Consider the following 24,248-nt stretch of genomic DNA (forward strand, 5'->3'; position numbering starts at 1 on the left):
GCGGGCCTCAGTCGATGGTCACATCAAGCAGTCGGACGTATTGCTGGCCGGCATGCATGTCGCGCTCGACCATGCCGCCCTGGGGCGTTGGGCGGGGAAAGGAAATCTTGACCATTTCCAGGTCCGCCACCGGGATGTGCTTGACCCGCTCGGGATCAGTGCCGTAGAGCTTCGCGAATTGCGCCGGGGAAAGTGCCGCGCAATCGGAATAACGCTCGAAATTCTCCCGCCCGTTGAAAAAGATATCGAAGGTGATCCAGAACGGCCCCGCTTGCTTGGATCGGACATGCCGACATACATCACGCAACTTGGTCATTGTGCAAACTCCTTCCTGGCCACCGAGGTAGCCGATAAATCAATCCACTCCAGGCGAACCAACTCCATGGGATCCTCAAGTTCCACCACGTGATTCAACTTGAACTCGAAAATCTGCCCACGCGGTATATCAGCCGGGGTAAAGGCAAATCCATACGACGGCAGTTCCTTGCCCATGACACTCGGGTAATGAAAGAAATATGGATTACACGCGTGGGCAATGGTATTGGCCATTTCCTGGGTTGCGGCAGTTGCCACAAACAACATGCCTACTTCCGGCGGCGGTAATATTCCCGAAGGCGGCGTTACGCCGGTGACGCCGTTCCATCCATACATGCGCAGGGAAATATGAAACTCGCCGAGTTCCTCGGCGGGGATGGATTGGCGGGTTCTCGTATAAAGCGCTTCAAGTAACCGACCATGAAAACCGTCGATATCCTTGAGCACATCGGGGTCTTGAATGCCCACCAGCATGATCGTTTGATATAAACCGGCCGCGGCACCTTCCAACTTCATGGTGTAGGGCATTTCCTCCCAGCGCGAACCTTCGACCCGGACAGCACGGCCGTTGAGATCGGCGTAACGTGCCTCGACTACATTCAGGATGCCACCGGGCTCGACCAACCGGAACGGGTCGCTGTTTTCATAGAGCATGTGGGCCGAAACGCTATGGGCCGTGCACCGGTTGTCCTGGCTCAACGGCTCGACTTCGAAGCCGTTCGCATCGACACTCAGCAGGATTCCCGAGCCTAGCGTGGGATTGACGGCACACTGCACGCCGCATTCGCCGGTCTTGCCAGCGTGCCACGAAGGCCCCCAAGGCGCGCCTTTCCAGATCGGATAACAGGCGATGACCGCGGTATCGGTGGAGCGGCCGGCCAATATGATATCGGCACCGGCCTCCAGCGCAGCGAGAAAGGGCTCCACCCCCAGCGCGGCGACAATATGTTCGCAGGCGTCCACCGTTGCGTCGTCCAACGCAGTATGTGGCGACAAGGGTTTTATACGCCCCTCGGCATTCAAGTTCTTTATCGTGTCCTTGTCCTGCTCGCAATAAATGAGCGCAATCTTTGGCGTCACGCCCAACTCTTCAGCTATTTCCAAGGCGATATCACGCGTCCAGTTCAAATTAAGATCGCCTCCCGCCTGACCGGCGGTACCGACAATGATCGGCACTCCGGATTGCGCCTGGGCTTTCATTAATATCATCAAGTCACGCTTGACCGCGCCTCGGTTGTTCTTCGATTTACCCAGTGCAAGATAAGCCGCGCCACTGTCGGTTGAACCGGCATCGGTGGCGATAACTTGTGCACCGGCGGCCAATCCATAGGCTATTTCCTCTTCCCGAACGCCCGCTCCCAAAGAACCGCAGGGAACAATGACTTTTATACAATCTTGAAATACCGTTCGCATAAATCCCTCTTCTTTTTTACTTCTTCTTTGAGGCGATGATAAGGCCTGCGACGGTGTTGACAAGTGGACAGATTTTGTCCATATAACTACGCCAACGCTAACTTCGCCCCTTTGACAAATCCGCAGCGAGTCGAGCGATATCAAAACAGTTTTCGAACTGGATCCAGCAGGTAAAAGGACTTCGTTGATGGAGCAACACATGCGCCAGACCGGACCGGATGAACCGCCGCAGAACGCTCCCCAGCGCATCAGTGCCGAGTCGATGGCGCATTTCATGCCCGGCACGCCGCAAGTCGTGCCGACGCGTGCGCAGGTCCAGGAAATGGTGGTGCAGCTGTTCAGCCACCCGACGGTGGTCGAGCCGATCCTGGTGCCTGCGGTGGTCGAGCCTCTGCTCGTCCTGGTACTGACCGGGGCCGCCCGGATCGAGGAACGTTCGCTGGGCGGCGAATGGGAAGCTGTGGATGTTCAGGCCGGTGATTTCTACCTCACCAGCACGAACGAGCCTTACGAGATGCGCTGGCAAACGCAAGGTTGCGACACCTTCGAAGTCATGCACCTGTATCTCGGTTTGCCGTTGATCGAGCGCGCCGCGCGCGACGTGCTCGGGGAACGGGCCGGGCCTGTCACCTTTCGCGATATCTCCGGAGCCCGGGACCTGCGGGTGAGCTTCATACTGGATCAGTTGCGCAACGAGCTGGTCGACGAACGCCAGCCCAGCCCACTGTTTGCACAGAGCCTGGCCCAGGCACTGGCGGTGCACCTGGTGCGTACCTATCTCGCGCCCCACAGCGGAGCCCCGCGCAGCAACGCGCTGCAGGCGTACAAATTGCGTCGGGTCCTCGATACGATGAAGCAGCGCCTCGCCGATGACTTCAGCCTGGCCCACCTGGCCCAGGTCGCAGACCTGAGCGAGTATCACTTCAGCCGAATGTTCAAGCGCGCCACAGGCCTGTCGCCTTCGCAGTATTTCATACGCCTGCGCATGAACCGGGCCCGGCAACTGCTGCTCGAAACGGACCGCAGCGTCATCGACATCGGACTTGAAGTGGGTTACTCAAGCCCGAGCCATTTCTCCCAGGTCTTTCGCCGGGAGATAGGCGTGACGCCCAGCGATTATCGCCAGCCGTGAGGCCTGTTTCAGCCGCTGGCCAACGCCCTGCTCACTCGTTGATGTAGCGTTCACAGCGCGCAGACAGGAAGGCCCTGAGCACCTGGACCGACGGCGTCAGCGAGGTTCGATGGGCACACACCAGTTGCAGCGGCGCTGGCTGGCCATACTCCGCTGGAAAGATCTCCACCAGGCGACCGCTGCGAATATCGTCCATCACATCGAGCTTCGATTTGTAGACGATCCCCTGGCCCGCCACGGCCCAACGCCTGGCAATATCGGCATCATCGCTGATGCGATCGCCAGCGACCTGAACCGTTTCCAGCCCATCCGCTGTCTGGAAAATCCAGCGCTCGTAGGTTTGCTCACCCATCACGTAACGCAGGCAATTGTGCCTACTCAGCTCACTCGGCGCCTTTGGCAGGCCGTGCCGCGCGATGTAGTCGGGCGAGGCACACACAGTCCTTCGATTGGATGGGGCCAGCATCAAGGAGACGAGGCTCGAATCGGCCAACTGACCATAACGAATGCTCGCATCGAGATGCTCCCCGAACAGGTCGGCGACCTGGTCGCTGACCCGCAGCTGCAACAGTACCTTGGGATGCATCTGCTGGAACTCGTCCAGCCACGGCAGAAGCAGGTTTCGCCCGATATCCGAGGGCACGGACAAGCGCAGCGTCCCGGCCACTTCGTCGCGCCCCTCTGCCAGGGCGAGCTCGCCATCCTCCAACACCTCCAATGCCCGCCGGGCATGGGCCAGGTAGCGCTCACCATCATCCGACAAACGCAGCCGCCGCGTAGAGCGCACGAACAGCCTCACCCCCAGGCTTGCCTCAAGTCGCTGTACCGCGACGCTGGCCAGCGCCGGAGAAATATCCAGCAAGCGCGCCGCCGCGGAAAAACTCCCGGCGTCAGTGGTCGTCACGAACACCTGTAGATCATCGACTCGAACTATTTTTTTCACGCTGCGCGATTCTTTACCTGGACAGGAGCTTTTCAGCGTAATGGGAAAGTTGTTCATTGCACAGGGCAGCCATGCTCCGGCACGACGCAGCGCGTGACTTTTCCGCTCCGTCAGATCCTGTAATAAATCGCTTCGTATGAAATGCCGGGAACCGTTGTAGGATTTCTTCCCGAATTATTGCCAGGCCCGTATGAACACCCTCCAGGAACCTCCCAGTCGCTGTTCAAGAAACACTGTCTCCCCCGCTTCAGCGCCGCGCATATCACGGTTGCAGCGCTCTTCCTTCGTATTGAACGCCCGAGGAAGCGAATAACCCATGGAATGGATCGTTGACCCCACGGCATGGCTCGGCCTGCTGACTCTGATCGTGCTGGAGCTGGTGCTCGGCATCGATAACCTGGTATTCATCGCCATCCTGGCGGACAAGCTCCCCCCCGCGCAGCGCGACCGTGCCCGAGTCATCGGCCTGTCCTTGGCGCTGCTGATGCGCCTGGGCCTGCTGGCGAGCATTTCCTGGATGGTGACCCTGACCAACCCGCTCTTCGAAGTGTTCGACAAGACGTTCTCGGGCCGCGACTTGATCATGCTGTTCGGCGGTGTGTTCCTGTTGTTCAAGGCAACCATGGAGTTGCATGAGCGACTCGAGGGGCACGTCGCGCAACGTTCCGGCAATGCTGCCTATGCGCTGTTCTGGCCGATCGTTGCGCAGATCGTGGTGCTGGATGCGGTCTTCTCCCTGGATGCGGTGATCACCGCCGTGGGCATGGTGGAACATCTGTCGGTGATGATGATCGCGGTGATCTTCTCCATCGGCCTGATGATGATCGCGAGCAAGCCACTGACAAAGTTCGTCAACGGCCACCCTACCGTCATCATGCTCTGCCTGGGCTTTTTGATGATGATCGGCTTCAGCCTCACGGCCGAGGGCTTGGGCTTCCATATTCCGAAGGGCTATTTGTACGCGGCGATTGGCTTCTCGATCCTGATCGAACTGTTCAACCAGTTGGCGCGTTCGCGGCGCAAGAAAAACCTGCAAGGTCTTCGGCCGATGCGCGAACGTACCGCCCATGCGGTACTGCGCCTGCTGGGCGGTCAAAAGCTGGGGGCCGATGAGGTCGGTGAAGAAATCGCCGACCTGCTGGAGGGCGAAAAACCCGAACAGGTTTTCCATCGACGCGAACGGGTGATGATCAGCGGCGTGCTGCAATTGGCGGAGCGCCCGATACGCAGCGTGATGACCCCGCGTGCGCAAATCGACCATCTCGACCTGGCGAACACGCCGGAAGACATCCGTACGACGCTGATGCACTCATCGTATTCGCGCTTGCCATTGATTCGCGACGGGCGCGTAGATGAGCCCCTGGGTTTCGTCCACAAGAAGGAACTGCTCAAGGAAATACTGGCGGGCAATCAACCGAATCTGGAAGCCATGGCGCGCAAAGCCATCAACCTGCTCGACAGCTTCACGATCCTCAACGCGCTGGAGCAAATGCGCAAGGAGTCGACCCACATCGCCTTCGTGGTAAACGAGTTCGGTGACTTCGTCGGCCTGCTCACGATGACCGACATCCTCGAATCCATTGCGGGCGAACTGCCCGACGCCAGTGAAATCGACGGGCCGAATATTGTTGCGCAAGAAGACGGTTTCCTCGTCAGCGGCGCCCTGAACCTCAGCCAGGTTCGCGAACACATCGGTTTCCACGCATACGCGACGGAGGATTACCAGACACTTGCCGGCCTGGTGATGAGCCTGCTGGACCGCTTGCCGATGATTGGCGATACCCTCGGTTGGCAGGGCTGGAGCATGACCGTCATGGAGGTAGAAGAGCGTCGGGTAACCAGGGTCTTGCTGCGTGTCGAAGAACAGGCGTGACCTGCTCACTGCCAAATGGGGCTGGCGCCATGGCATATGAAACGTATATCCTCGATATACGAAACATATGGAGCCACACATGGGCATTGTCAACATCGACGACGAACTTCACGACCAGCTACGCAAGGCCACCAAGGTCTCCTGCCGTTCGATCAACGCGCAGGCGGCCTTCTGGATCAAGGTCGGCATGCTGTGCGAGACCAACCCTACCCTCAGTTTCAACGAGATCATCCAGCGCGAACTCAGCGACGCCGGCGTTACGGCGCAACCGCTGGAGGCGAGCTGGCAATGATCAAGCGACCCGAAGAACTGGCCCTGATGGCCGAGTCCGGCCGACTGCTCGCCTTGGTGTTCGAACGGCTGGATCGAACCAACTTGATGGGGCTGTCAACGCTGCAGATCGATGCAATGGTCGAGGATTTCATCGTCCGCGGTCTCCATGCGCGCCCCGCCAGCAAGGGACAGTACGGGTACGGTTTTGTGCTCAACTGCTCGATCAACGAAGTGGTCTGCCATGGTGTGCCCTCGCGCTCGCGAGTGCTTCAAGACGGTGACATCGTCAATCTCGATATCACCCTGGAGAAGAACGGCTATATCGCGGATTCGAGCAAGACGTACCTGATCGGCAACGTCGACCCAGCCGCCAGGAAGCTGGTCCAGGTCACTTACGAAGCCATGTGGAAGGGCATCCGCGCCGTCCGCCCGGGAGCTCGCCTGGGCGACATCGGCGCGGCCATCCAAGGCCATGCGACACGCAACGGTTATTCGGTGGTCCGTGAATATTGCGGCCACGGCATCGGCCGGCAAATGCACGAGGAACCCCAGGTGTTGCACTTCGGCAAAGCGGGAACGGGCCTGGTCCTGCGCGAGGGCATGGTCTTCACCATCGAGCCGATGCTCAACCAGGGCACATCGGACGTCAGGACCGAAGCCGACGGCTGGACCGTGGTGACCCGGGACGGGGCGCTCTCCGCGCAGTTCGAGCATACCGTGGCCGTCACGGCTTCCGGCTTTTCCGTGCTGACGTTGCGCCCGGACGAATCAGGCCTCGTGACGGGCACGCATGGGGCCAACCTCAACGCCTAGGGCATTGCGACGGCCGATCGGCAGTCGTCGTGCCCCCCTCATGCTGCGCATCAACGGTTTTGCACTCAATCCATCGGCCGTCCAGGCAGGTCGATATGACGCATCAATTGAAATGTCTCGCCGTTTTTCTTTCTCACCACCGCCAACACCGGAAACTCACCGTAAATCTTCAGCCAAAGGTCGAATGAAGATTTTTGATCTGAAGAGGCGATCACCGGTTGCGGGAAATCCTCCCACACGCGATAGGTGACCGATTCAATCTCGCCAAGGTTGTTGCGCGAATCCAACGGTTCTATCCAGACCCGCACCTTGAACAGCCCACTTCTCGGAATGGTCCTGGAGCGCAAGGTTTCCGACTGATGCAGCAGGATGAAACCAAAATCGACCATGCGATCGTATTTGGCATTCAGGATCGAGACATCCGACTCCACGACCGGTACGTCAGCGCCGGAGGTGGCGATCCCGGTATCGACACTTTCCAACTCTCGCGGCGAAGGTGCTCGAAAAAAATGAGCCTGGTTGATGAAATCACTGGGCCCGTAGAGATGGGTATGGAAGTACGCAACCAACAGGTAAAAAACGAACAACACAGCGACGGGAAAGATCGCCATGAACAGAATGACTGGATGGCTTGGCGCCTCGTAGAATCGCTCATTGCCGAACCCGACCACGAGTGCCCCGATCGCATAGACGGAAATAATGAACAAGGCAATCAGGCCTAACGGATTTCGATGCATACCTGAGGCTGTTTTAAAAAACGAACTGCCTCGAATCAGATCAATTGTCTTACTCACCCTGTTTGCCTCCGCGCATCCATACCAACATGCAATCAAGCGGGATAAAAAGCTTTTTTCAATTCAAAATGCGGACCGTCAAGAAATGGATGTTTCCCCTGTTTCTTGATCCGGGCGCCGTAATCAATCATGAGGTCTTCAGGTGCAGCCTCCGAGTCGGTAAAATCGATGTCCCATGCACCACCCCATCGCAGCTTCACGTCCAACTCCTTTGCCGCCATCCTCATGGCCTCCGCAATCAGGAAAATGGGCGGCCATTCCCACCGCAACTTCCCGTTTATGTAGGGCACCAGGTCAACGGCATGCCCGGTGATATGCCGGGAATCCAACGTCTTGGCCGCTCCTTTGGCGAACAGGGACTTCTGCTGATCCAGCGATCGAATGCCATCGTGAACCGCAAAATCCTGTACCGAATAAGCCAGAGAACGATTGACCACCGCCACCAGATCCTGATGGACATTTTTCAATTCGTTCAGCGATCCCGGGCCAAACTTGAAATCTGCCATGACGCCCCCCGCACTGGACATCCATCAAACAACTTGAACGCGCGCAATAGAAACAAAAACTTGAGCCTGTGAACAGCGGAAACCTGAACGATATATAAATCCGTTAAAACAGAGATCAACCATACCGCCTAACTGCGCCTTATCGCCTAGCAATAAATAGTAAGCAGAAACCACCTTGTCAAGAAATCCGAAAAAAAACAATTATAAGCTTCGAGTGTTAATTAAATGATTCACTTCCGCCCGCCAAATAGGCAAGAAGTTGTAAACTTCCTGAATCATCAAAAGATAAAGCTAAAAAATTGGCGAGTTTTTAAAAGACAGTTATTTCCCCTGTGGGAGCGAGCCTGCTCGCGAATGCGCTACCACAGCCGATGAAGATGCTGGATGTGCCTACCTCTTCGCGAGCAGGCTCGCTCCCACAGGGTCTTTCGAACCCTTCGGCAAGTCTATACGTGCCTAGGTTTCGGCAACGCCTGCTTCCAGCTCCAGCTCATCACGGCGATGATCAGCCTGCCGCCCCAGCGACCATCCAAGGCCGGCCCACAGCAACGCGCACGCCGCGCCGATCAACGCGACCAGGCCGGCGCCCTGCCCCAGCATATCGAGCGCCGTCTTGATCCACCCGCTGAGCGCATCACCGCCGCGATAGACCACCGTATCGATAAAATTCTTGGCTTTGTATTTACTCTCGGCGTCCAGCGGGGTGAACAGCATTTCCCGGCCCGGTCTCACGAACGCGTATTCGCCGATCCGCCGCACAATCATCAAGGTCGCGAGTACCGCAAAGCCTGGCGCCAGTGCCAGACCGACGAAACCGATGCACATCATCAGTGGGACGATCGCCAGTAACGCCCCGATGCCGAGCTTCGGGGCGATGCGCCCGGTGATGAACAGCTGGGACAGTAGCGCGCCCGCCTGCACAATAAAATCGATAGTGCCGAAGACCCGTACCTGGGCCTGGCGGTCCGGAAACAGCTCGGCCACCAGACGTGCCTGCTCGAAGTAGAGAAAGGTGCTGACCGTTGCCAGCAGCACGACGAAACCGGCGATCCCCAGCAGATACGGCGAACGGAACACCGCCGTCATCCCGCTGAACGGATTGCCAGTCAAGGGCCGCTGCGGGCTTTGCGTGGGTGCCGCGCCGGGACGCCCGGCCCCACCGCTTTCACGCCAACGCATCAAGGTTCGTTTCAATCCCAGCGTGGCCCCCAGCAACACGGCTGCCACGAACATCAACCCCGAGGCACCGAGGCTGTCGATCAGCAGCGCACTCAAGGCCGGCCCGAGCAGGCCACCGGTGCTGGCGCCGGCCGCGATGAAGGCGAACAGGCGCTTGGCCTGCTCGCTGTCGAATACATCGGCCATCAGGCTCCAGGCCACGGAGACGACAAACAGGTTGTAGACCGAAATCCATACGTAAAAAGTACGCGCCAGCCAGACGTTGTCCGAATCGAACTGGAACAGCTCGACGAACATCAGCAAGTTCAAGACGAAAAAGCCATACACCCAATCGACGAGGCGCAGGCGCGGCACTCGCGCGCTGAGCCAGGCGAACAACGGCACGGCCACCAGCATGACGAGAAAGGTCGCGGTAAACAGCCATTGCAGATTCTCCACACCCGCGGCGATCCCCATCGACTCACGGATCGGACGCAACATGAAGTAGCCGGTGAACAGGCAGAGGAACAACAGGAACCCGCACAGTGCCGGACGCAGTTCATCGTCACGGGCATTGAGGGCCAGGCTCAGCCGATGCAAATAGGAAGGGGTACTCATGGAAACTCCTGGGAAACGGCAACAAGCCGGAGGTCGAGCGCGGGGACGCATGCCCGCGCCCAGGCTGCGTCAGCGATAGGTCACGCCGGTCAGTTGCTCGGAGATGGCCCAGAGCCGTTCGGCATCCGCTTGCGCGTTCGCGGCAGTCGGGGTCTTGGCGAAACCCAACGGGCCGCGCCGTTCGTCGTCCCCGGTCGGGCCGTAATAAGCACCGCCCACGGCTTGCACAGCGGTAGCGGCATACAGCGTGGGCAGCGCGCCTTGTGCCGCCGAGTGGTACGCGTCGCGATCCTTTGCCCAGCGCTGGCCGAACTCGCTTTCGAGGCCGGGCCCGCGCGCGACCAGCTCGGTGACTGCTACCCCGGGGTGCGCCGCCATGCTGCGAATACCCCAGTTTTCGGCATCACTGCGCCGCTGCAAGGCAAACGCCCAGTGCAGCACCGCCAGTTTCGATTGCGCGTAGGCCGCGTACGGGTCGTACTTGCGCTCGAACTGCAAGTCATCGAAATTCATCGCGCCGCGCGTCGCCGCGATGCTTGAAAGGCTCACAACTCGGGCGTCCTGGCTCTGGCGCAAGAGCGGCACCAGCAGACCGGTCAGCGCAAAGTGCCCGAGGTAATTGGTCGCCAGTTGCAGTTCAAAACCGTCGGCGGACGTACCGCGTTCCGGCGGCGCCATGATGGCGGCATTGTTGATCAACACGTCGAGGCGCGGCAGCTTGCTCTGGAGCCGCTGGGCCAGGGCACTTACCGATGAGAGATTGGCCAGGTCCACGGCCTCGAATTGCACCTTGGCATCGGGCACCGACTGGCGGATACGGGCAATGGCCTCGGCGCCGCGCTCCGGGTTGCGGGCGGCGATAATGACGTCGGCACCGGCACGCGCCAATGCCAGCGCGTCTTCATAACCCATGCCGCTGGTGCCGCCGGTGATCAGGACAATTCGGCCTTTCTGCGACGGTATATCGCTGGTGGACCAGTCGGGTTTGGGTGCAACGCGAGCCGATGCTTCGACGCTGATGGCGCTGAACAGCGCTACGCCCGCAGCGAGCGTCCGGGCCAGCGTGATGATCCGGCCCAGATTGGGCGAAAGTCCGATTGCGGGGATTGTTGTTCTATTCCACATGGCTGGCTTCTCTGTTGGGGGTGATGAAGGGGTATGGCCGGTGTTCACTGGATGGAGCACGCATCGGCCAGCTGCAGGAAGCTGACGTGCCGGAGTTCACCCTGGGTATCGACATAGGTCATCTTGGCCCGCACGACCTCGCACATCGGCGGGCTTGGCGCCTCGATGCGAATGGCCTGGGCCACGTCCAGCGGCATGCCGTACTCGTAAGCCGGGGGATTGGTTTGCTCCTTGGCATACAGCGGCGCACCGCCCAATGCGATGACGGCCAACAGACTGGCGATCGACAGGTTCTGAATGTTCATAGTGGTCTCCACGAATGCCCTTACCGGGATAGTGGTTGCACTTTATGAGGGGGACACTGACGTCAAGGTGACTGGCGACTGACAGGAACATGTCAAACGCCGGCGCGGGGACAAACTCGGTGGCTCAGCCAACGCAATAGTGATGTGCTGGCCTCTTCGCGAGCAGGCTCGCTCCCACAAAAATCGATGGTTTACCTTGGATTTTGCGACTGCTGGAGATCCACTGTGGGAGCGAGCCTGCTCGCGAAAGCGCCGTCTTGGCCGACGGCGATGTTCAAGCTTCGCGAGCCAGCGACTAGCGCACCGCCTGGCTCGTCAGGGAAAAGCCGAAGGTGTTGAGTCCGTCCTTGCTGTGGGCGAATACCCGCCCACCGTGCATCGACGCCACCGCCCGCACGATGGAGAGCCCCAGGCCATGGTGCGCGTCGCTTCTGGCCCTGGCGACGTCGGCTCGATAGAAGCGTTCGAACAAATGTTCCAGATGCACGCTTTCGATCGGTTCGCCGGCGTTGGAAACGCTCACCCTGGCCTGCATGCCATGGTCTTCCAGGCTCACCGTGATGGTGCTCGCCGGCACCGCGTAGCGCGCCGCGTTCTGCAACAGATTGGCCAGGGAACGGTGGAACAGGCGCCGATCGATGCACACGCGCATGTCGCCCTGGATCACCACGCTCAACTGTTTGTCGTGCAGGACCGGCTCCAGGTACTCCACGGTCTTCGACGCTTCCTCGTAAAGCGAGACATCGCTCAGCTCGGTTGCCCGTTGGCCGCTTTCGGCGCCCGCCAGGAACAGCATGTCGTTGACGATGGTGCCCATCCGTTCCAGTTCTTCGAGATTGGACTGCAACAGGTCCTGAAGCTCGTTCACATCCCGCCCATGGGCCAACGCGACCTGGGTCTGCCCGATCAGGTTGGTCAGCGGCGTTCGCAATTCGTGGGCCACATTGGCGTTGAACCCTTCGAGCTGGCACCAGGCGGCTTCCTGGCGCGCCAGGGCGCCGTTGAACGACACCGCCAGCTCCTGCAATTCGCCAGGCAGCGCCTGGGTGTCGAGTCGCTGCTTCGAATCCCCTGGCGGCAGGCTGTTGGCCTGACGGCTCAAGCGCCGGACCGGGCCCAGGCCAAAACGTGCGACCCAATAGCCGAGCAGCGCCACCAGCACGACGCCCAGCGCCGAGGTCAGGATCAGTATCCGGGTGAAATCATCCAGGGTCTTCATGAACGGCGTCGAATCCAATCCCACGATAAAACGCAATTCCGGACGGCTGCCCATGGCCGCAATGGTCTCGACCATCAGCACCATGGGGCGGTCCCGGTCGGGTAGATCGAGGGTGGCGAAACCATCCGGGCGCTTCGACCAGTCCAGGCCGTCCGGCATCGGCCCGCCATAACTGTAGGCCGGGTCGTCGACCACCACCCAATAACGCACGCGCTCATCCGCAGGCGTCAGGCCATCGAGCTTTTGTCGCAAGCCGACCCAGAACGCCGGCGAATCGTATTTGGCGAGCACCGGATCGAGCACCGAATGGCGCAGGATCAGCTCGTTCTGCATCTGCTCGTCGAGCGACTGCTTCAACGAACAGCGCAACAGCGTCGCACTGACCGCAGTGATCAGCATGACCGCCAGCGCGAACATCAGGGCCAGTCGCTTGGCTATCGATCCTTTCATCACGGCGTACCAGCCTGCCTGTCACTGAGTTCACGGCTCTCCAGCACATAACCCATGCCGCGCACGGTATGCAGCAACTTGCGTGGATAAGGCGCATCCACCTTGGCCCGCACCCGCTTGATCGCGACTTCAACCACGTTGGCGTCGCTGTCGAAATTCATGTCCCAGACCTGCTCGGCAATCATCAACTTGGAGAGAATTTCACCCTGGTGTCGCGCCAGCAGGCTCAACAGGCAGAACTCCTTGGCGGTCAGGTCCAGGCGCAGCCCGGCCCGGGTTACCTTGCGCGCCTGCAGATCAACCTCCAGGTCATCGATGCGCAAATGCGTCGGATCGGCGGTGTCATCGGCACGCCGCCGGATCAATGCCTGGACACGCGCAACAAGCTCGGCGAAGGAAAACGGTTTGCCCAGGTAGTCGTCAGCACCCTCGCGCAGCCCCCGGACCCGATCATCCACCGTGCCCCTGGCCGACAACATGATCACCGGCGTCTTCTTGTGCAGGCGCAAGCCCTGCAACACGCCGTAGCCGTCCTTGCCCGGCAGCATCACATCCAGGATCACCACGTCGTAATCCATTTCCAACGCGTAATGCAGGCCATCGATACCATTGGTCGCGACATCGACAATGTAGCCAAGCTCGCTCAAGCCACGATGGACATAGGAAGACGTTTTTTCTTCGTCCTCGACGATGAGCAACCGCATCGGATATTTCCTCTAGCAAAGGGGTGCGCTGTACAGGCGCTCATGCATGTTTCAAGCGGTCCGGGCAGACGGGTACAGCGTCCAGCAGAGTATCGGGCCGAAGGTGTCCGCAGCCTGACCGCTTCCTGACATTCCTGTCAGAATTGGCGCGGCCGTGCCGGCAGTCCGATTTATGGCCGCCCCTCGAAATTGACCATCCAGGCGACCCCGAAACGGTCTTCGAACATCGCAAAGCGCTCCGCCCAGAAGGTCTTGCCCAAGGGCATCTGCACGCTGCCGCCGGCACTCAGGCCATTGAACAGCCGCTCGGCCTCCGCCGCGCTGTCGACATTCAGAGACACCGACACGCCTTGCGGCTTGCTGAACGGCTGGCCGGGCGCGCAGTCGGAAGCCATCAGGCTGAAGCCGCCCACGGTCAGGCAGGTGTGCATGATCAGATTGGGGTCCTTGGGTATGCCGACGTCCTCGGGCGCCTCGGCAAAGGACATGGAAAACAACTCGCCGCCCAGCACGTCCTGGTACAACGCGAAGGCTTCCTTGCAGCGGCCGTTGAAGGTCAGGTACGGAATGATTTTCATGCTCTGCTCTCCTGTCTGCGGTTTCACGATTGATCGGATATCTGCGCTCGCAAACGTTCTTCCTGCTCGCGCAACTCGGGGGTAAAAGACTCACCGAAATCCTCAGCTTCGAAGATCTGGCGAATTTCAATTTCACTGTCGCTGACCATAGGGTTGGGGCAGCGCTTGACCCAGTCGACAGCTTCCTGCAACGACTGGACCTGGAAGATCCAGAAGCCAGCGATCAATTCCCCTGTTTGGGCAAACGGGCCCTGGACGACGGTCCGGTTGTTTCCGGAAAACTGTACGCGAACACCCTTGGCGCTGGGATGCAGGCCTTCACCGGCGAGCATCACCCCGGCCTTGACCAGTTCCTCATTGTAGGCGCCCATGGCGGTCAGCAACTGCGCGCTGGGCATTTCTCCGGCTTCGGATTCGGGACTGGCTTTGACGATCACCATAAATCGCATGCTCATAGCTCCTCAGAATAGATGGATCAAGCCGTCCGTGTGGCGGCTCTGCAGACTAATCGAATGGCGACGACGCAAATCGACAGCCCGCGGCGATTATTTTTCGATAACCTTCCCGTCCCAACGCTTGCGAGAGAGACGAAATGACGCTTCCTCCGCTACACAGTTTCAAGGTGTTCGAAAGCGTGGCCCGCCGAGATGGTCGAAATGCAGGTGTGAAGGCAACATCGAAAGCGGCTTGTCGGTGATCCCGCGCGCAACTTGAGTGATGTCTGCCTAAGGCAACTAAAGTTCTTCACGATTCGTGAAGGAAGCTTTCACACGCCGTACCTTCGTACCACAGCGCGCTCGCCCTAGAATGGGAGCAACAACCAAAAGGAGTTTCGAGCGATGTTTGCCTCATTTGAATCGGGTCGATGCCACGTCAACGGTATCACCGTCAACTACCGCAAAGGCGGCAGTGGCCAAGGTTTGCTACTGCTTCACGGGCACCCTCAGACTCACGTGATGTGGCACAAGGTCGCCGAGCCGCTGGCGCAACATTTCACCGTGGTGGCGGCGGATCTTCGGGGCTACGGTGACAGCGAAAAACCGCCAAGCGACGCGCAGCACCTGGCTTACTCCAAGCGGCAGATGGCGCTGGACGGACTGGAGTTGATGCGCGAACTGGGATTCATAAAGTTCGACGTGTTGGCTCACGACAGGGGCGCACGAGTGGCCTGTCGGATGGCAATGGATCATCCGGACGCAGTGAAGCGCTTGATCATCCTGGATATCGCTCCGACGCTGGCGATGTACGAGCAGACCAACGAAGCTTTCGCTCGCGCCTATTGGCACTGGTTCTTTCTGATTCGCCCAGCGCCTTTTCCCGAGACGCTCATTGAAGCGGATCCGCAGCTGTATCTGCGCAGCGTCATGGGTGCTCGCAGCGCGGGCATGGCGCCCTTCACCGAAGCGGCATTCGCCGAGTATTCGCGCTGCCTGGGACTCCCGGGCGCAGCCCATGGCTTGTGCGAAGACTACCGGGCCAGTGCCAGTATCGATCTGGAGCACGACAAGAGCGACCTGCAAGCTGGCAAGAAACTTTCACTGCCGTTACTCGCCTTGTGGGGATCCGACGGCGTTGTGGGTCGCTGCTTCGATCCCCTTGGCGAATGGCAAAAGGTCGCCACCAACGTCCGGGGAAAAGCCTTGCCGTCGGGGCATTACATTGCAGAGGAAGCGCCAGAGCTGCTGATTGACGAGGTGCTCGGGTTCTTGCTCCCATCGGTGCCCGGCGCCAGGTGACTTCACGCGGCGAAACTTCCTCGGCATCAATTGCGAACATTTCCAGAGGCTGAAAATTCACGCTCCAGCGTCTATGGTAGATACTTGCAACGGCGGCCATCGTCCAATAACAAGATCGCTGTGAAGGCCCTTCGCGGGCCTTACGCCTGATGGAGCAATTCATGACCCTGCATGACACGCAGACGATCCCCGGCGAACTCGCGGCGTTCGTCAACGACCACTTCTCCGGGCGCGGCCTCAGGCCGGATGGGGTCATTGCGCAATCCTGGTACCGCAGCGTCGTGGAGCACCGGCTCGATCCTGGCGCGCCAAGCCGCAAGAATATCCTCAGCGCCGACGCCATACGGCGTCATCAGGAACAGCACCAGCAATATCTTTCCATCGCCAGCCAGGGCGTCAGCGGCCTGGCCCAGCGCGTGGTGCCAGCCGGTTTTGCCGTACTGCTGAGCGACGAGCATGGCATCACCCTGGATTCCCGGCTCCCCAACCAGCACGACATCTACACCCGATCGGGGCTGGTAGTGGGCGCGCAGTGGGACGAGTCGGTGGTGGGCACCAACGGCATCGGCACCACCCTGGCGGCGGCGCAGCCGTTGATCATTCATCGTGAGGAGCACTTCCTGGCATCGAATTTCAGCCTGAGCTGCTCGGTGGCGCCGATCTTCGACGCCCAAGGCTTGTTACGCGGCTGCCTGAATGCGACCTGCATGAACAACGAGGGCCCTCGGGAAAGCCAGTACCTCACACTGCAACTGGTGATCATGTACGCGCGGCTGATCGAGAACGCAGACTTTCGCCAGCGCTATCGCGACCGCTTGACCCTGTCCCTCAAGCCCATCGATGAGATCGCCGACCTGGCTAACGAGCAACTGCTCGCGCTCGATGAAAGTGGTCGCGTCATCGGCGCCAACCGTGCCGCGTTTGTCGCCCTGGAGCTGGCAGATCAACCGGCACTGCTTGGCACGCTCATCGACAGCCTGCTCCCGACTTCGGTGGACGAACTGCTCCGGCTTACCAATGGCGGCGCCCAGGGCGTGCGCCTGCGCCGTCGTCAGGATGAAGCGCTGCTGGACGTCGGCCTGCGTATACCTTCCGAACGGCACCGCCCGGTGCCCGTCGCCCGCCCTGCCCCTGAGGCTCACCCGGACTTGCAGCAACTCGCCGGTCTCGACGCCCGGCTGCAACAGAACGTGCGACGCGTGCGCAAGGTGATCGACAAGGGCATCCCGATCCTGATTACCGGCGAGACCGGCACCGGCAAGGAGGCCTTTGCCCGTGCCATCCACCAGGCCAGCCAACGTCGCACCGGGCCTTTCGTGGCATTGAACTGCGCGGCGATTCCGGAAACGTTGATCGAGAGCGAGCTGTTCGGCTATCGCGCCGGCAGTTTCACCGGCGCCAACCGCAAAGGCATGAAAGGCAAACTGGAGCTGGCGAACGGCGGGACCCTGTTCCTTGACGAAATCGGCGACATGCCCGCCCACTTGCAGACCCGTTTGCTGCGGGTGCTGGCGGAGCGTGAAATCTCGCCTCTGGGGGCCGAGGTGCCGGTAACCCTGGATGTCCAGGTGATCTCGGCCACGCACCAGGACCTGCAGGCGATGATCGGCGACAAGCGCTTTCGCGAAGACCTGTTCTATCGCCTCGCCGGCATGAACCTGGCGCTGCCGGCCTTGCGCGAACGCAGTGATCGGGCCGAGCTGATCGACAAGTTGCTCGCCGCCCAACCTGGCGCCCGCGGGTTACGGCTGAACGCCGATGCGCGCCAATGCCTGATCGACTACCCATGGCCCGGCAACATTCGGCAGTTGCTCAATAGCCTGCGCTACGCGGTGGCCCTGGCGGAAGACGGCGTGATCGACCTGGATTGCCTGCCCGGCGAATTGCTCGCACCGCAGACGCTGCGATTGCCTGGCAACGCCCAACTGTCGACCAACAACCTGGGTGAACAACTCGGGAACGAAGAAGCCCGTCACCTGCTGGGCACCTTGCGCCGACAGCGCTGGAACATCAGCGCAGCCGCCACCGAGCTCGGCGTGTCGCGCTCGACGCTGTACCGCAAGATGAAGAAGCACGGTGTCATCGCGCCCAACGATCAGCCCTGATGCCCGGCCTGATGCAGTTCACTTAAGGCTTGCGACAGGTGGCGAGGGAGCTTGCTCCCGCTCGGCTGCGAAGCAGTCGTAAACCAGCGGGTGCGGTGCATCTGATGCTCCGCGTTCGCCAGGTTTGGGGTCGCTTCGCAACCCAGCGGGAGCAAGCTCCCTCGCCACGGGATTACCATTTTCCCTTGAGTGGACAGCGTTACAAGCGGGGAGCCGGCATTTTTCCAGGCGCAGGTAATGGATCAGATTTGAATGTAAACCACATGAGTATGGGTGTACTCATACAAACCGTGCTTGCCATCCGCGCCGCCGATACCGGATTTGCGCGCCCCCGCATGAAAGCCCTGCATCGCTTCGAAATTCTCCCGGTTGATGTAGGTTTCGCCGAAATCCAGTTCATGGCTGGCGCGCATGGCCGAACTCAGGCTGCGGGTATAGATCGATGAAGTGAGGCCGTATTCGCTGTCGTTGGCCAGGGCGATGGCTTCGTCCAGGTCATCGACAATCTGGATCGGCAACACCGGGCCGAAAATCTCCTGGCGCATGATCGCCATGTCGCTGCCACACCCGGCCAGCACCGTCGGCTGATAATGAAAGCCCTGGCCCTTGTCGGCCACCGCGCCGCCGGTGACCACTTCGGCCCCCTGCCCCGTGGCGGTCCGGACCATCTGCGCAACCTTCTCCAGCGCCGCCTGGTTGATCAGCGGGCCCATGTCCAGATTGTCCTCGGCCAGCGGGTCGCCGTAGCGGGTCGCGGCCATCGACGCGGCGATCTGCTCGATGAATTGATCCGCAACCTTGCGTTCGACGTACACCCGCTCGGCGCAATTGCAGACTTGCCCGCTGTTGATCACCCGCGACGCGGTGACCGCCTTGACCGCCAGCGCCAGGTCGGCGTCCGCCAGCACGATTGCCGGGGCCTTGCCGCCCAGTTCCAGGTTGAGCTTGGTGATGTTCGGCGCCGCCGCGGCCATGATTCGCGAGCCGGTGCCGACGCTGCCGGTGAAGCTGATCAGGTCGATGCCAGCATGGCTGGTCAGGTCATGCCCCACCGTTGCGCCGGTGCCGCTGACCACGTTGAACACGCCTGCCGGCAAGTCGGTCTCGGCGACCAGGCGGGCGAACTCGAAGCAGTTGATCGGGGTTTCTTCGCTGGGCTTGATCACGATGGTATTGCCGGTCACCAGCGCCGGCGCCATCTTGCGTGCAATCAGGAAGAACGGGAAGTTCCACGGCAGGATGCCGGCCACCACACCCAACGGTTTGCGCAGCAGGAAGATGCTTTCGCCGGCGCGATCGCTGGTCAGCACTTCGCCTTCAAGGCGCCGCGCCCATTCCGCCATGTAATCCAGATAGTCGGCGGTGAAGTTGACCTCCACCCGCGCCAGCCCCAGCACCTTGCCCTGTTCGGCGGTGATGATATGGGCGAGGCGCTCGGCGTTGTCGCGCACTTTGCTGGCGATCTTGCGCAGGTAACCGGCGCGTTCGATGGCCGGGCGGGCTGCCCAGCTTTTCTGTGCCTTGCGCGCCGCGGCAATGGCCGCTTCTACCTGGTCGCCGCTGGCTTGCGGCACCCGCGCCAGCAAGCGTCCGTTGGCAGGGTTGTGCACGTCGATGCTCGGGTCGCTGGGGACAAAGGCGTTGGCGATGAAGTTCTGGTAATCGATGATCTCGGTCATGGGTCTGCTCTCGCGGTCAGTGTCGAAAGCGATGCAGAGGCGCACCGGCCCCTGCGTCGCGGGCGTTCATTTGGCGCTGAAGGTTTTCCAGACGCCGCCTTCCTGCTGCAGGTCGTGGGCACGCTTGATCAGGTATTGATGAATCTGCTCCACCTGTTCCGGCGTGAAGGCATCGGCAAAGGACGGCATGCCGTCAGGTACTCGACCGCCATAAAGAATGCCGAGGAACATCTGGTGTTTTTCAGTGGTCAGCTTGCGCAGGTCCGGCAGCACGCCACCGCTGACGGCATGGATGCCATGGCACTGCGAGCAGTAGCCGTCATAGAGCTTGCCGCCGGCGTCCACCGCCGCCATGTCAGCAGTCAGTGGCGGCGGTTTTGGCGTGTCGGCAAGTGGCGCCGGCTCGTTGAGTTTCGCGGTGCCGTCCAGTTTGTAGGTCAGCACCTGGGAGAACGGCCGCACCCCGGCACGCAGGGACAAAGCCCCGGCGAACGTCGAGAAGGCCCCGCCCCAGCCGGCCATGAAGGTGACATATTGCTCGCCGTCCACGCTGTAGGTAATCGGCGCGGCCATGACGCCACTGGCCGCCGGCTGCTCCCAGAGCTTCTTGCCGGTGTCGGCGGCGTAGGCGATCACCCGGCCGTCGGCGCTGCCCTCGAATACCAGGTTGCCAGCTGTGCTCAATGTGCCGCCGTTGAAGATCGTCACATACGGCACTTCCCAGGCCGGTTGCTGCTTGACCGGGTCCCAGGCGATCAGTTTGCCCGACCAGCCCTTGGCCATTTCCAGCAGCCCGTCGGCATCCTCCGGCATCATCCCGGTGCGCAGGCCCAACTGGTACATGCTTTTGAACGGGTTGCGCTTCGGCGCCTCGGGGATGTGCTCGTAGTAGGCCGACATGATGTGCGCCGGGATATACACCAGGCCCGTGTTCGGGTTGTAGGACATCGGCTGCCAGTCGTGGGCGCCCCAGAACGCCGGTGTGACCAGTTTGCGCTTGCCGTCCTTCCAGTACGCGGCGTTCTCGTCGTCGACGATCGGCCGGCCGGTCTTCATGTCCATGCCCTTGGTCCAGCTTTGCGGCACGATCCCCTTGGCCGACAGCAGCTCACCCGTGGCGCGGTCGATCACGTAGAAAAAACCGTTCTTCGGCGCCTGCATCAGGACCTTGCGCGGCTTTCCATTGATCGGCAGTTCCGCCAGGATCATGTGCTGGGTGGCGGTGTAGTCCCAGGCATCTCCTGGCGTGGTCTGGTAGTGCCAGGCGTACTCGCCGGTATCGGCATTGACCGCGACGATGGATGACAGGAACAGGTTGTCACCCTTGGCCTGGCTACGCCATTTCGGGTCCCACAGCGAGCCATTGCCCACGCCGATGTACAGCAGGTTCAAGTCCGGGTCGAAAGCGAAAGAGTCCCACGCCGTGCCGCCCCCGCCCTGGGCCACATAGGCATCGCCGTGCCAGGTCTTGGCGGCGATGGCCATGGCCTTGTCTTCCGGCGGCAGCTTGGGGTCACCCGGTACCGTGAAGAAACGCCAGGCCTGCTTGCCGGTTTCAGCATCGTAGGCGGTGACATAGCCGCGTACGCCGAACTCGGCGCCGCCGTTGCCGATCACCACTTTGCCGTTGACCACCCGCGGGGCCCCGGTGATGGTGTAGCTGCGCGAGTGATCGGCGCGGGTGTCCACCGACCAGGCGCGCTGGCCGGTCTTGGCATCGATTGCCTCCAGGCGGCCATCAAGCACGCCCACGTAGACCTTGCCCTTCCACACCGCGACACCCCGGTTGACCGCATCGCAACAGGCCTCGCCGGCGCGGTTGCGGTCAGACTTGGGGTCATACTTCCAGATCAGCTTGCCGTCGCGCGCATCCAGGGCGTAGACCACGGAAAACGGACCGGTGGTGTACATCACGCCATCAACGACGATCGGCGTGGCCTCGACACCGCGGTCCAGGTCGAGCTTGTAGCTCCACGCGAGCCCCAGCTGGCCAACGTTCTGGTCGCTGATTTTGTTCAGGGGGCTGTAGCGCTGCTCGTCGTAGGTACGGCCGGTGCTCATCCAGTTACCGGGCTCCTGGTCGGCGGCAATGATGCGCTTGCCATCGACATTCGCCGGCATGTCCTGCGCCCAGCCTGGGGCGGCATTGAGGGTAAGCGCCAGCACGATAAATAACGTCTTGAGGGGAACGCGCGGGCGCGCGTCCACAGAAGCAGTAGGCACGGGAAGGCCAATCTGTGTCATGGGAGACTCCTGGTTCTTATTAGTAGCGAAGCCATTGCGCTGCGCACCAGAAGAAGAGCAACCCCCATGCCACTCTTGTAGATATCACTGTAGGCCCCGTGGTACGGGGCCTACACGCCTGGTTAGCGGTTGCGTCGGCGTGCGACAGCTGTCGCACTGGCCGCGACAGCTGTGCCGAACCTGACACGCAAACGCCCCGGCACTCAACACGGTGGCATATGACTGCCAGGAGCGCCCACCCGTCCAGAAACTGGTCGAAGGGCGTGGACCTGCTATCTTGAAATACACACCTGTGTAGTTGCGATTCCATATGTATTCAGGTTGTGCAGGGAGTAATGAATTTGAAAGCAATGGATCTGCGCGCTGTCGATGGATCGGCCACATCATCTTTATGCGGCGAGTGCGATGTGATCGTCGTCAATTACAACGCCGGAGAGCTTTTGCTGGCGTGTGTAGAGTCAGCGTTTGCCGCCGGCGCTTCCAGAGTGATCGTGGTGGATAACAATTCCCACGATGACAGCCTGGTGAGGCTGGCGCGTACCCACGCCGGCGACGACAAGCTTGAAATCGTGCGCAATGCCGCCAACCTCGGCTTCGCGGTGGCATGCAACCAGGGTGCCCGCCTGTCGGCGGCGACCAATCTGTTTTTCTTGAACCCGGACGCGGTTTTGGCAGCCAATGCCATGGACCGCTTGCTCCTGGCGCTGCACAGCGCGCCGGAAGTCGGCATGGTGGGAGGGTTCCTGTGCAATCCGGATGGCAGCGAGCAAGCCGGTGGACGCCGGGTCTTTCCGACTCCCAGGCGTGCCTTCATGCGAGCTTTCGGATTCTCGCGGCTCTCGAAGTTTTTCCCTTCGGTTCTGTCTGATTTTTTATTGCACAAGGATCCCCTACCCAGCACGCCCATTGCCGTTGAAGCCATTTCCGGGGCCTGCATGCTGGTCAAGCGCGAAGCGATCGAGAGCGTCGGAATGTGGGACGAAGACTATTTCCTGCATTGCGAGGATCTGGATTGGTGCATGCGCTTCCATCAGGCCGACTGGCGTGTCCTGTTCGTACCAGATGCCCAGGTGATGCATGTATTCGGTGGCTGCAGTCACCATCGTCCGTATTTCGTCGAATGGCATAAACACCTCGGGTTCTTGCGTTTCTATCGCAAATTTTTCCGTCGCAAATACTCTGGCGCCCTTTGGATCAGCGTGGTGATCGGGGTCTGGTTTCGATTCGGCCTGATCGTCCTTCGCCACGCGACGACCCGGTTTAAAAATGCATGGAACCTATGACAACAGACTTGAATTTGCGGGTAGGCCTATTGGGCGGCTCCAGTTTCCTGGGCCAGCGCCTCCTGCCATTGCTGGTACAAACCGGTCATTCGACAAGCGCCTTCACCCGAAGCCTGTCGAAGGTTTCGTCCTGCCCGGGCGTGACCTGGCGAGAGGCTAACGACTGGCGGGAACTGACGCTGGACACCTTGCTGTCCTTCGCTCCCATCTGGGTGTTGTCCGACTATCTGGAGCGCCTTGCCAGCACCCAGGTCAAACGCGTTGTCGTCCTGTCTTCCACCAGCCGTTTTGCCAAGCACGCGTCGCCTGACCCTCGGGAAAGAGACGTAGCGCAACGCTTGATACGTGCGGAAGAACAACTTGAGCAGTGGGCGACCGAACGGCAGATCGAATGGGTGATCCTGCGACCGACCCTGATCTATGGCTTTGGTGGCGACAAGAATATTTCGGAAATCGCTCGTTTCATCCAGCGCTTTGGATTTTTCCCACTGATCGGTGGCGGCACCGGGTTGCGCCAGCCGGTGCATGGTGATGATGTTATCCAGGCTTGCCTGTCGGCCATGAACATGCCTGACTTGCCCAGTGGTGGCTACAACCTGTCGGGGGGAGAAATCTTGCCGTATCACACCATGGTGCGACGCATCTTCCAGGCGATGGGACGTCCGGTTCGAACAGTGCCCCTCCCAGCCAAGGCATTGGGTTGGGGCGTTTCGATCATGCGCTGCCTGCCACGCTACCGGCACCTTTCCAGCGCGCTTGTGGCGCGGATGAACCAGGACCTGGTGTTCGACCACTCGCCGGCCAGTCAACGGTTTGGCTTTGCCCCCAAGGCGTTTCAGCTGCTGGATGAGGATTTGCCTGGACGCTGAAACGGCCTGGGCGATAGGTAGGATGTTTGTGTCCGCCTGCCGAAAACCCAATGTGGGAGCGAGCCTGCTCGCGATGGCGGGGTTGCTGTCGACGAGGATGTCGAGGGGGATGA

Annotated in this window: 22 protein-coding genes; 8 read left to right on the top strand and 14 right to left on the bottom strand. The window is 60.5% G+C overall.

All coding sequences use genetic code 11. From position 1 onward, the window contains the following. Positions 1–7: 7 nt before the first annotated feature. Positions 8–316 carry a DUF4387 domain-containing protein gene (locus PSH78_RS15055; protein ID WP_305495120.1) on the bottom strand — a complete coding sequence of 103 codons (309 nt, stop codon included), beginning with the start codon at positions 314–316 and terminating at the stop codon, positions 8–10. Continuing rightward, entirely contained in the window at positions 313–1,728 is a 1,416-nt protein-coding gene (locus PSH78_RS15060) for an acyclic terpene utilization AtuA family protein (RefSeq protein WP_305495121.1), read from the bottom strand. Before PSH78_RS15060 ends, PSH78_RS15055 begins: the two co-directional genes overlap by 4 nt. 199 nt (positions 1,729–1,927) lie before the next feature. On the opposite strand from PSH78_RS15060, the gene PSH78_RS15065 reads away from it, so the two are divergent. Beyond that, positions 1,928–2,860, top strand: coding sequence for a helix-turn-helix domain-containing protein (locus tag PSH78_RS15065; protein WP_305495122.1), 933 nt, complete (start codon positions 1,928–1,930; stop codon positions 2,858–2,860). A 31-nt stretch (positions 2,861–2,891) separates the two neighbouring features. Here the strand turns inward: PSH78_RS15065 and PSH78_RS15070 are convergent, their stop codons facing one another. Continuing rightward, complete coding sequence (locus tag PSH78_RS15070; RefSeq protein WP_305501272.1) at positions 2,892–3,794, bottom strand: LysR family transcriptional regulator; 903 nt, start codon at positions 3,792–3,794, stop codon at positions 2,892–2,894. A 325-nt stretch (positions 3,795–4,119) separates the two neighbouring features. Between PSH78_RS15070 and PSH78_RS15075 the strand changes: the two genes are divergently transcribed. The 3 genes from PSH78_RS15075 (at position 4,120) to map (ending at position 6,762) form a co-directional block, all read left to right on the top strand. Next, entirely contained in the window at positions 4,120–5,676 is a 1,557-nt protein-coding gene (locus PSH78_RS15075; protein ID WP_305495123.1) for a TerC family protein, read from the top strand. 79 nt (positions 5,677–5,755) lie between these two features. Continuing rightward, entirely contained in the window at positions 5,756–5,968 is a 213-nt protein-coding gene (locus PSH78_RS15080) for a ParD-like family protein (protein WP_305495124.1), read from the top strand. Continuing rightward, positions 5,965–6,762, top strand: a complete 798-nt coding sequence (gene map / locus PSH78_RS15085) for a type I methionyl aminopeptidase (RefSeq protein WP_305495125.1) — start codon at positions 5,965–5,967, stop codon at positions 6,760–6,762. Before PSH78_RS15080 ends, map begins: the two co-directional genes overlap by 4 nt. A gap of 65 nt (positions 6,763–6,827) precedes the next feature. Here map and PSH78_RS15090 read toward each other — a convergent pair whose 3' ends face one another. The 9 genes from PSH78_RS15090 to PSH78_RS15130 all read right to left on the bottom strand — a co-directional run bounded on the left by PSH78_RS15090 (position 6,828) and on the right by PSH78_RS15130 (position 14,668). Next, complete coding sequence (locus PSH78_RS15090; protein ID WP_305495126.1) at positions 6,828–7,556, bottom strand: pYEATS domain-containing protein; 729 nt, start codon at positions 7,554–7,556, stop codon at positions 6,828–6,830. Positions 7,557–7,591: 35 nt separating this feature from the next. Further along, positions 7,592–8,062, bottom strand: coding sequence for a M15 family metallopeptidase (locus tag PSH78_RS15095; protein ID WP_305495128.1), 471 nt, complete (start codon positions 8,060–8,062; stop codon positions 7,592–7,594). A gap of 456 nt (positions 8,063–8,518) precedes the next feature. Next, positions 8,519–9,838, bottom strand: a complete 1,320-nt coding sequence (locus PSH78_RS15100) for an NTP/NDP exchange transporter (protein ID WP_305495129.1) — start codon at positions 9,836–9,838, stop codon at positions 8,519–8,521. Between the two features lie 69 nt (positions 9,839–9,907). After that, a complete protein-coding gene (locus tag PSH78_RS15105; RefSeq protein WP_305495130.1) occupies positions 9,908–10,963 on the bottom strand; it encodes an SDR family oxidoreductase in 1,056 nt (351 codons plus the stop codon). Positions 10,964–11,007: 44 nt separating this feature from the next. Further along, on the bottom strand, positions 11,008–11,268 hold the full coding sequence (locus tag PSH78_RS15110) for a DUF2790 domain-containing protein (RefSeq protein ID WP_305495131.1): 261 nt from the start codon (positions 11,266–11,268) through the stop codon (positions 11,008–11,010). Positions 11,269–11,563: 295 nt separating this feature from the next. Then, the gene (locus PSH78_RS15115) at positions 11,564–12,937 is read right to left on the bottom strand and encodes a heavy metal sensor histidine kinase (protein WP_305495132.1); all 1,374 of its coding nucleotides are present in this window, start codon (positions 12,935–12,937) and stop codon (positions 11,564–11,566) included. Further along, positions 12,937–13,641: a heavy metal response regulator transcription factor gene (locus PSH78_RS15120; RefSeq protein ID WP_305495133.1), complete on the bottom strand. Its 705-nt coding sequence runs from the start codon at positions 13,639–13,641 to the stop codon at positions 12,937–12,939. The genes PSH78_RS15115 and PSH78_RS15120 overlap by 1 nt, the downstream gene beginning before the upstream one ends. Before the next feature lie 170 nt (positions 13,642–13,811). Then, on the bottom strand, positions 13,812–14,219 hold the full coding sequence (locus PSH78_RS15125) for a VOC family protein (RefSeq protein ID WP_305495134.1): 408 nt from the start codon (positions 14,217–14,219) through the stop codon (positions 13,812–13,814). 23 nt (positions 14,220–14,242) lie between these two features. Then, entirely contained in the window at positions 14,243–14,668 is a 426-nt protein-coding gene (locus PSH78_RS15130; RefSeq protein WP_305495135.1) for a YciI family protein, read from the bottom strand. 390 nt (positions 14,669–15,058) lie between these two features. On the opposite strand from PSH78_RS15130, the gene PSH78_RS15135 reads away from it, so the two are divergent. Continuing rightward, positions 15,059–15,955 carry an alpha/beta fold hydrolase gene (locus PSH78_RS15135; RefSeq protein WP_305495136.1) on the top strand — a complete coding sequence of 299 codons (897 nt, stop codon included), beginning with the start codon at positions 15,059–15,061 and terminating at the stop codon, positions 15,953–15,955. A 161-nt stretch (positions 15,956–16,116) separates the two neighbouring features. Next, positions 16,117–18,060 carry a sigma-54-dependent Fis family transcriptional regulator gene (locus tag PSH78_RS15140; protein ID WP_305495137.1) on the top strand — a complete coding sequence of 648 codons (1,944 nt, stop codon included), beginning with the start codon at positions 16,117–16,119 and terminating at the stop codon, positions 18,058–18,060. 242 nt (positions 18,061–18,302) lie between these two features. Here the strand turns inward: PSH78_RS15140 and aldA are convergent, their stop codons facing one another. Then, positions 18,303–19,739: an aldehyde dehydrogenase gene (gene aldA, locus PSH78_RS15145; protein ID WP_305495138.1), complete on the bottom strand. Its 1,437-nt coding sequence runs from the start codon at positions 19,737–19,739 to the stop codon at positions 18,303–18,305. A 66-nt stretch (positions 19,740–19,805) separates the two neighbouring features. After that, positions 19,806–21,983 (bottom strand): PQQ-dependent dehydrogenase, methanol/ethanol family, encoded by a 2,178-nt coding sequence (locus tag PSH78_RS15150; RefSeq protein WP_305495139.1) that lies wholly within the window; start codon positions 21,981–21,983, stop codon positions 19,806–19,808. A gap of 335 nt (positions 21,984–22,318) precedes the next feature. Here PSH78_RS15150 and PSH78_RS15155 point away from each other — a divergent pair, with 335 nt between their 5' ends. Both PSH78_RS15155 and PSH78_RS15160 read left to right on the top strand, forming a co-directional pair. Further along, a complete protein-coding gene (locus tag PSH78_RS15155) occupies positions 22,319–23,266 on the top strand; it encodes a glycosyltransferase family 2 protein (RefSeq protein ID WP_305495140.1) in 948 nt (315 codons plus the stop codon). Between the two features lie 8 nt (positions 23,267–23,274). Further along, complete coding sequence (locus PSH78_RS15160) at positions 23,275–24,135, top strand: NAD(P)-dependent oxidoreductase (RefSeq protein ID WP_305495141.1); 861 nt, start codon at positions 23,275–23,277, stop codon at positions 24,133–24,135. The last annotated feature ends 113 nt before the right edge of the window (positions 24,136–24,248 follow it).

The organism is Pseudomonas sp. FP198, assembly GCF_030687895.1.
In the GTDB taxonomy this organism is placed as follows: domain Bacteria; phylum Pseudomonadota; class Gammaproteobacteria; order Pseudomonadales; family Pseudomonadaceae; genus Aquipseudomonas.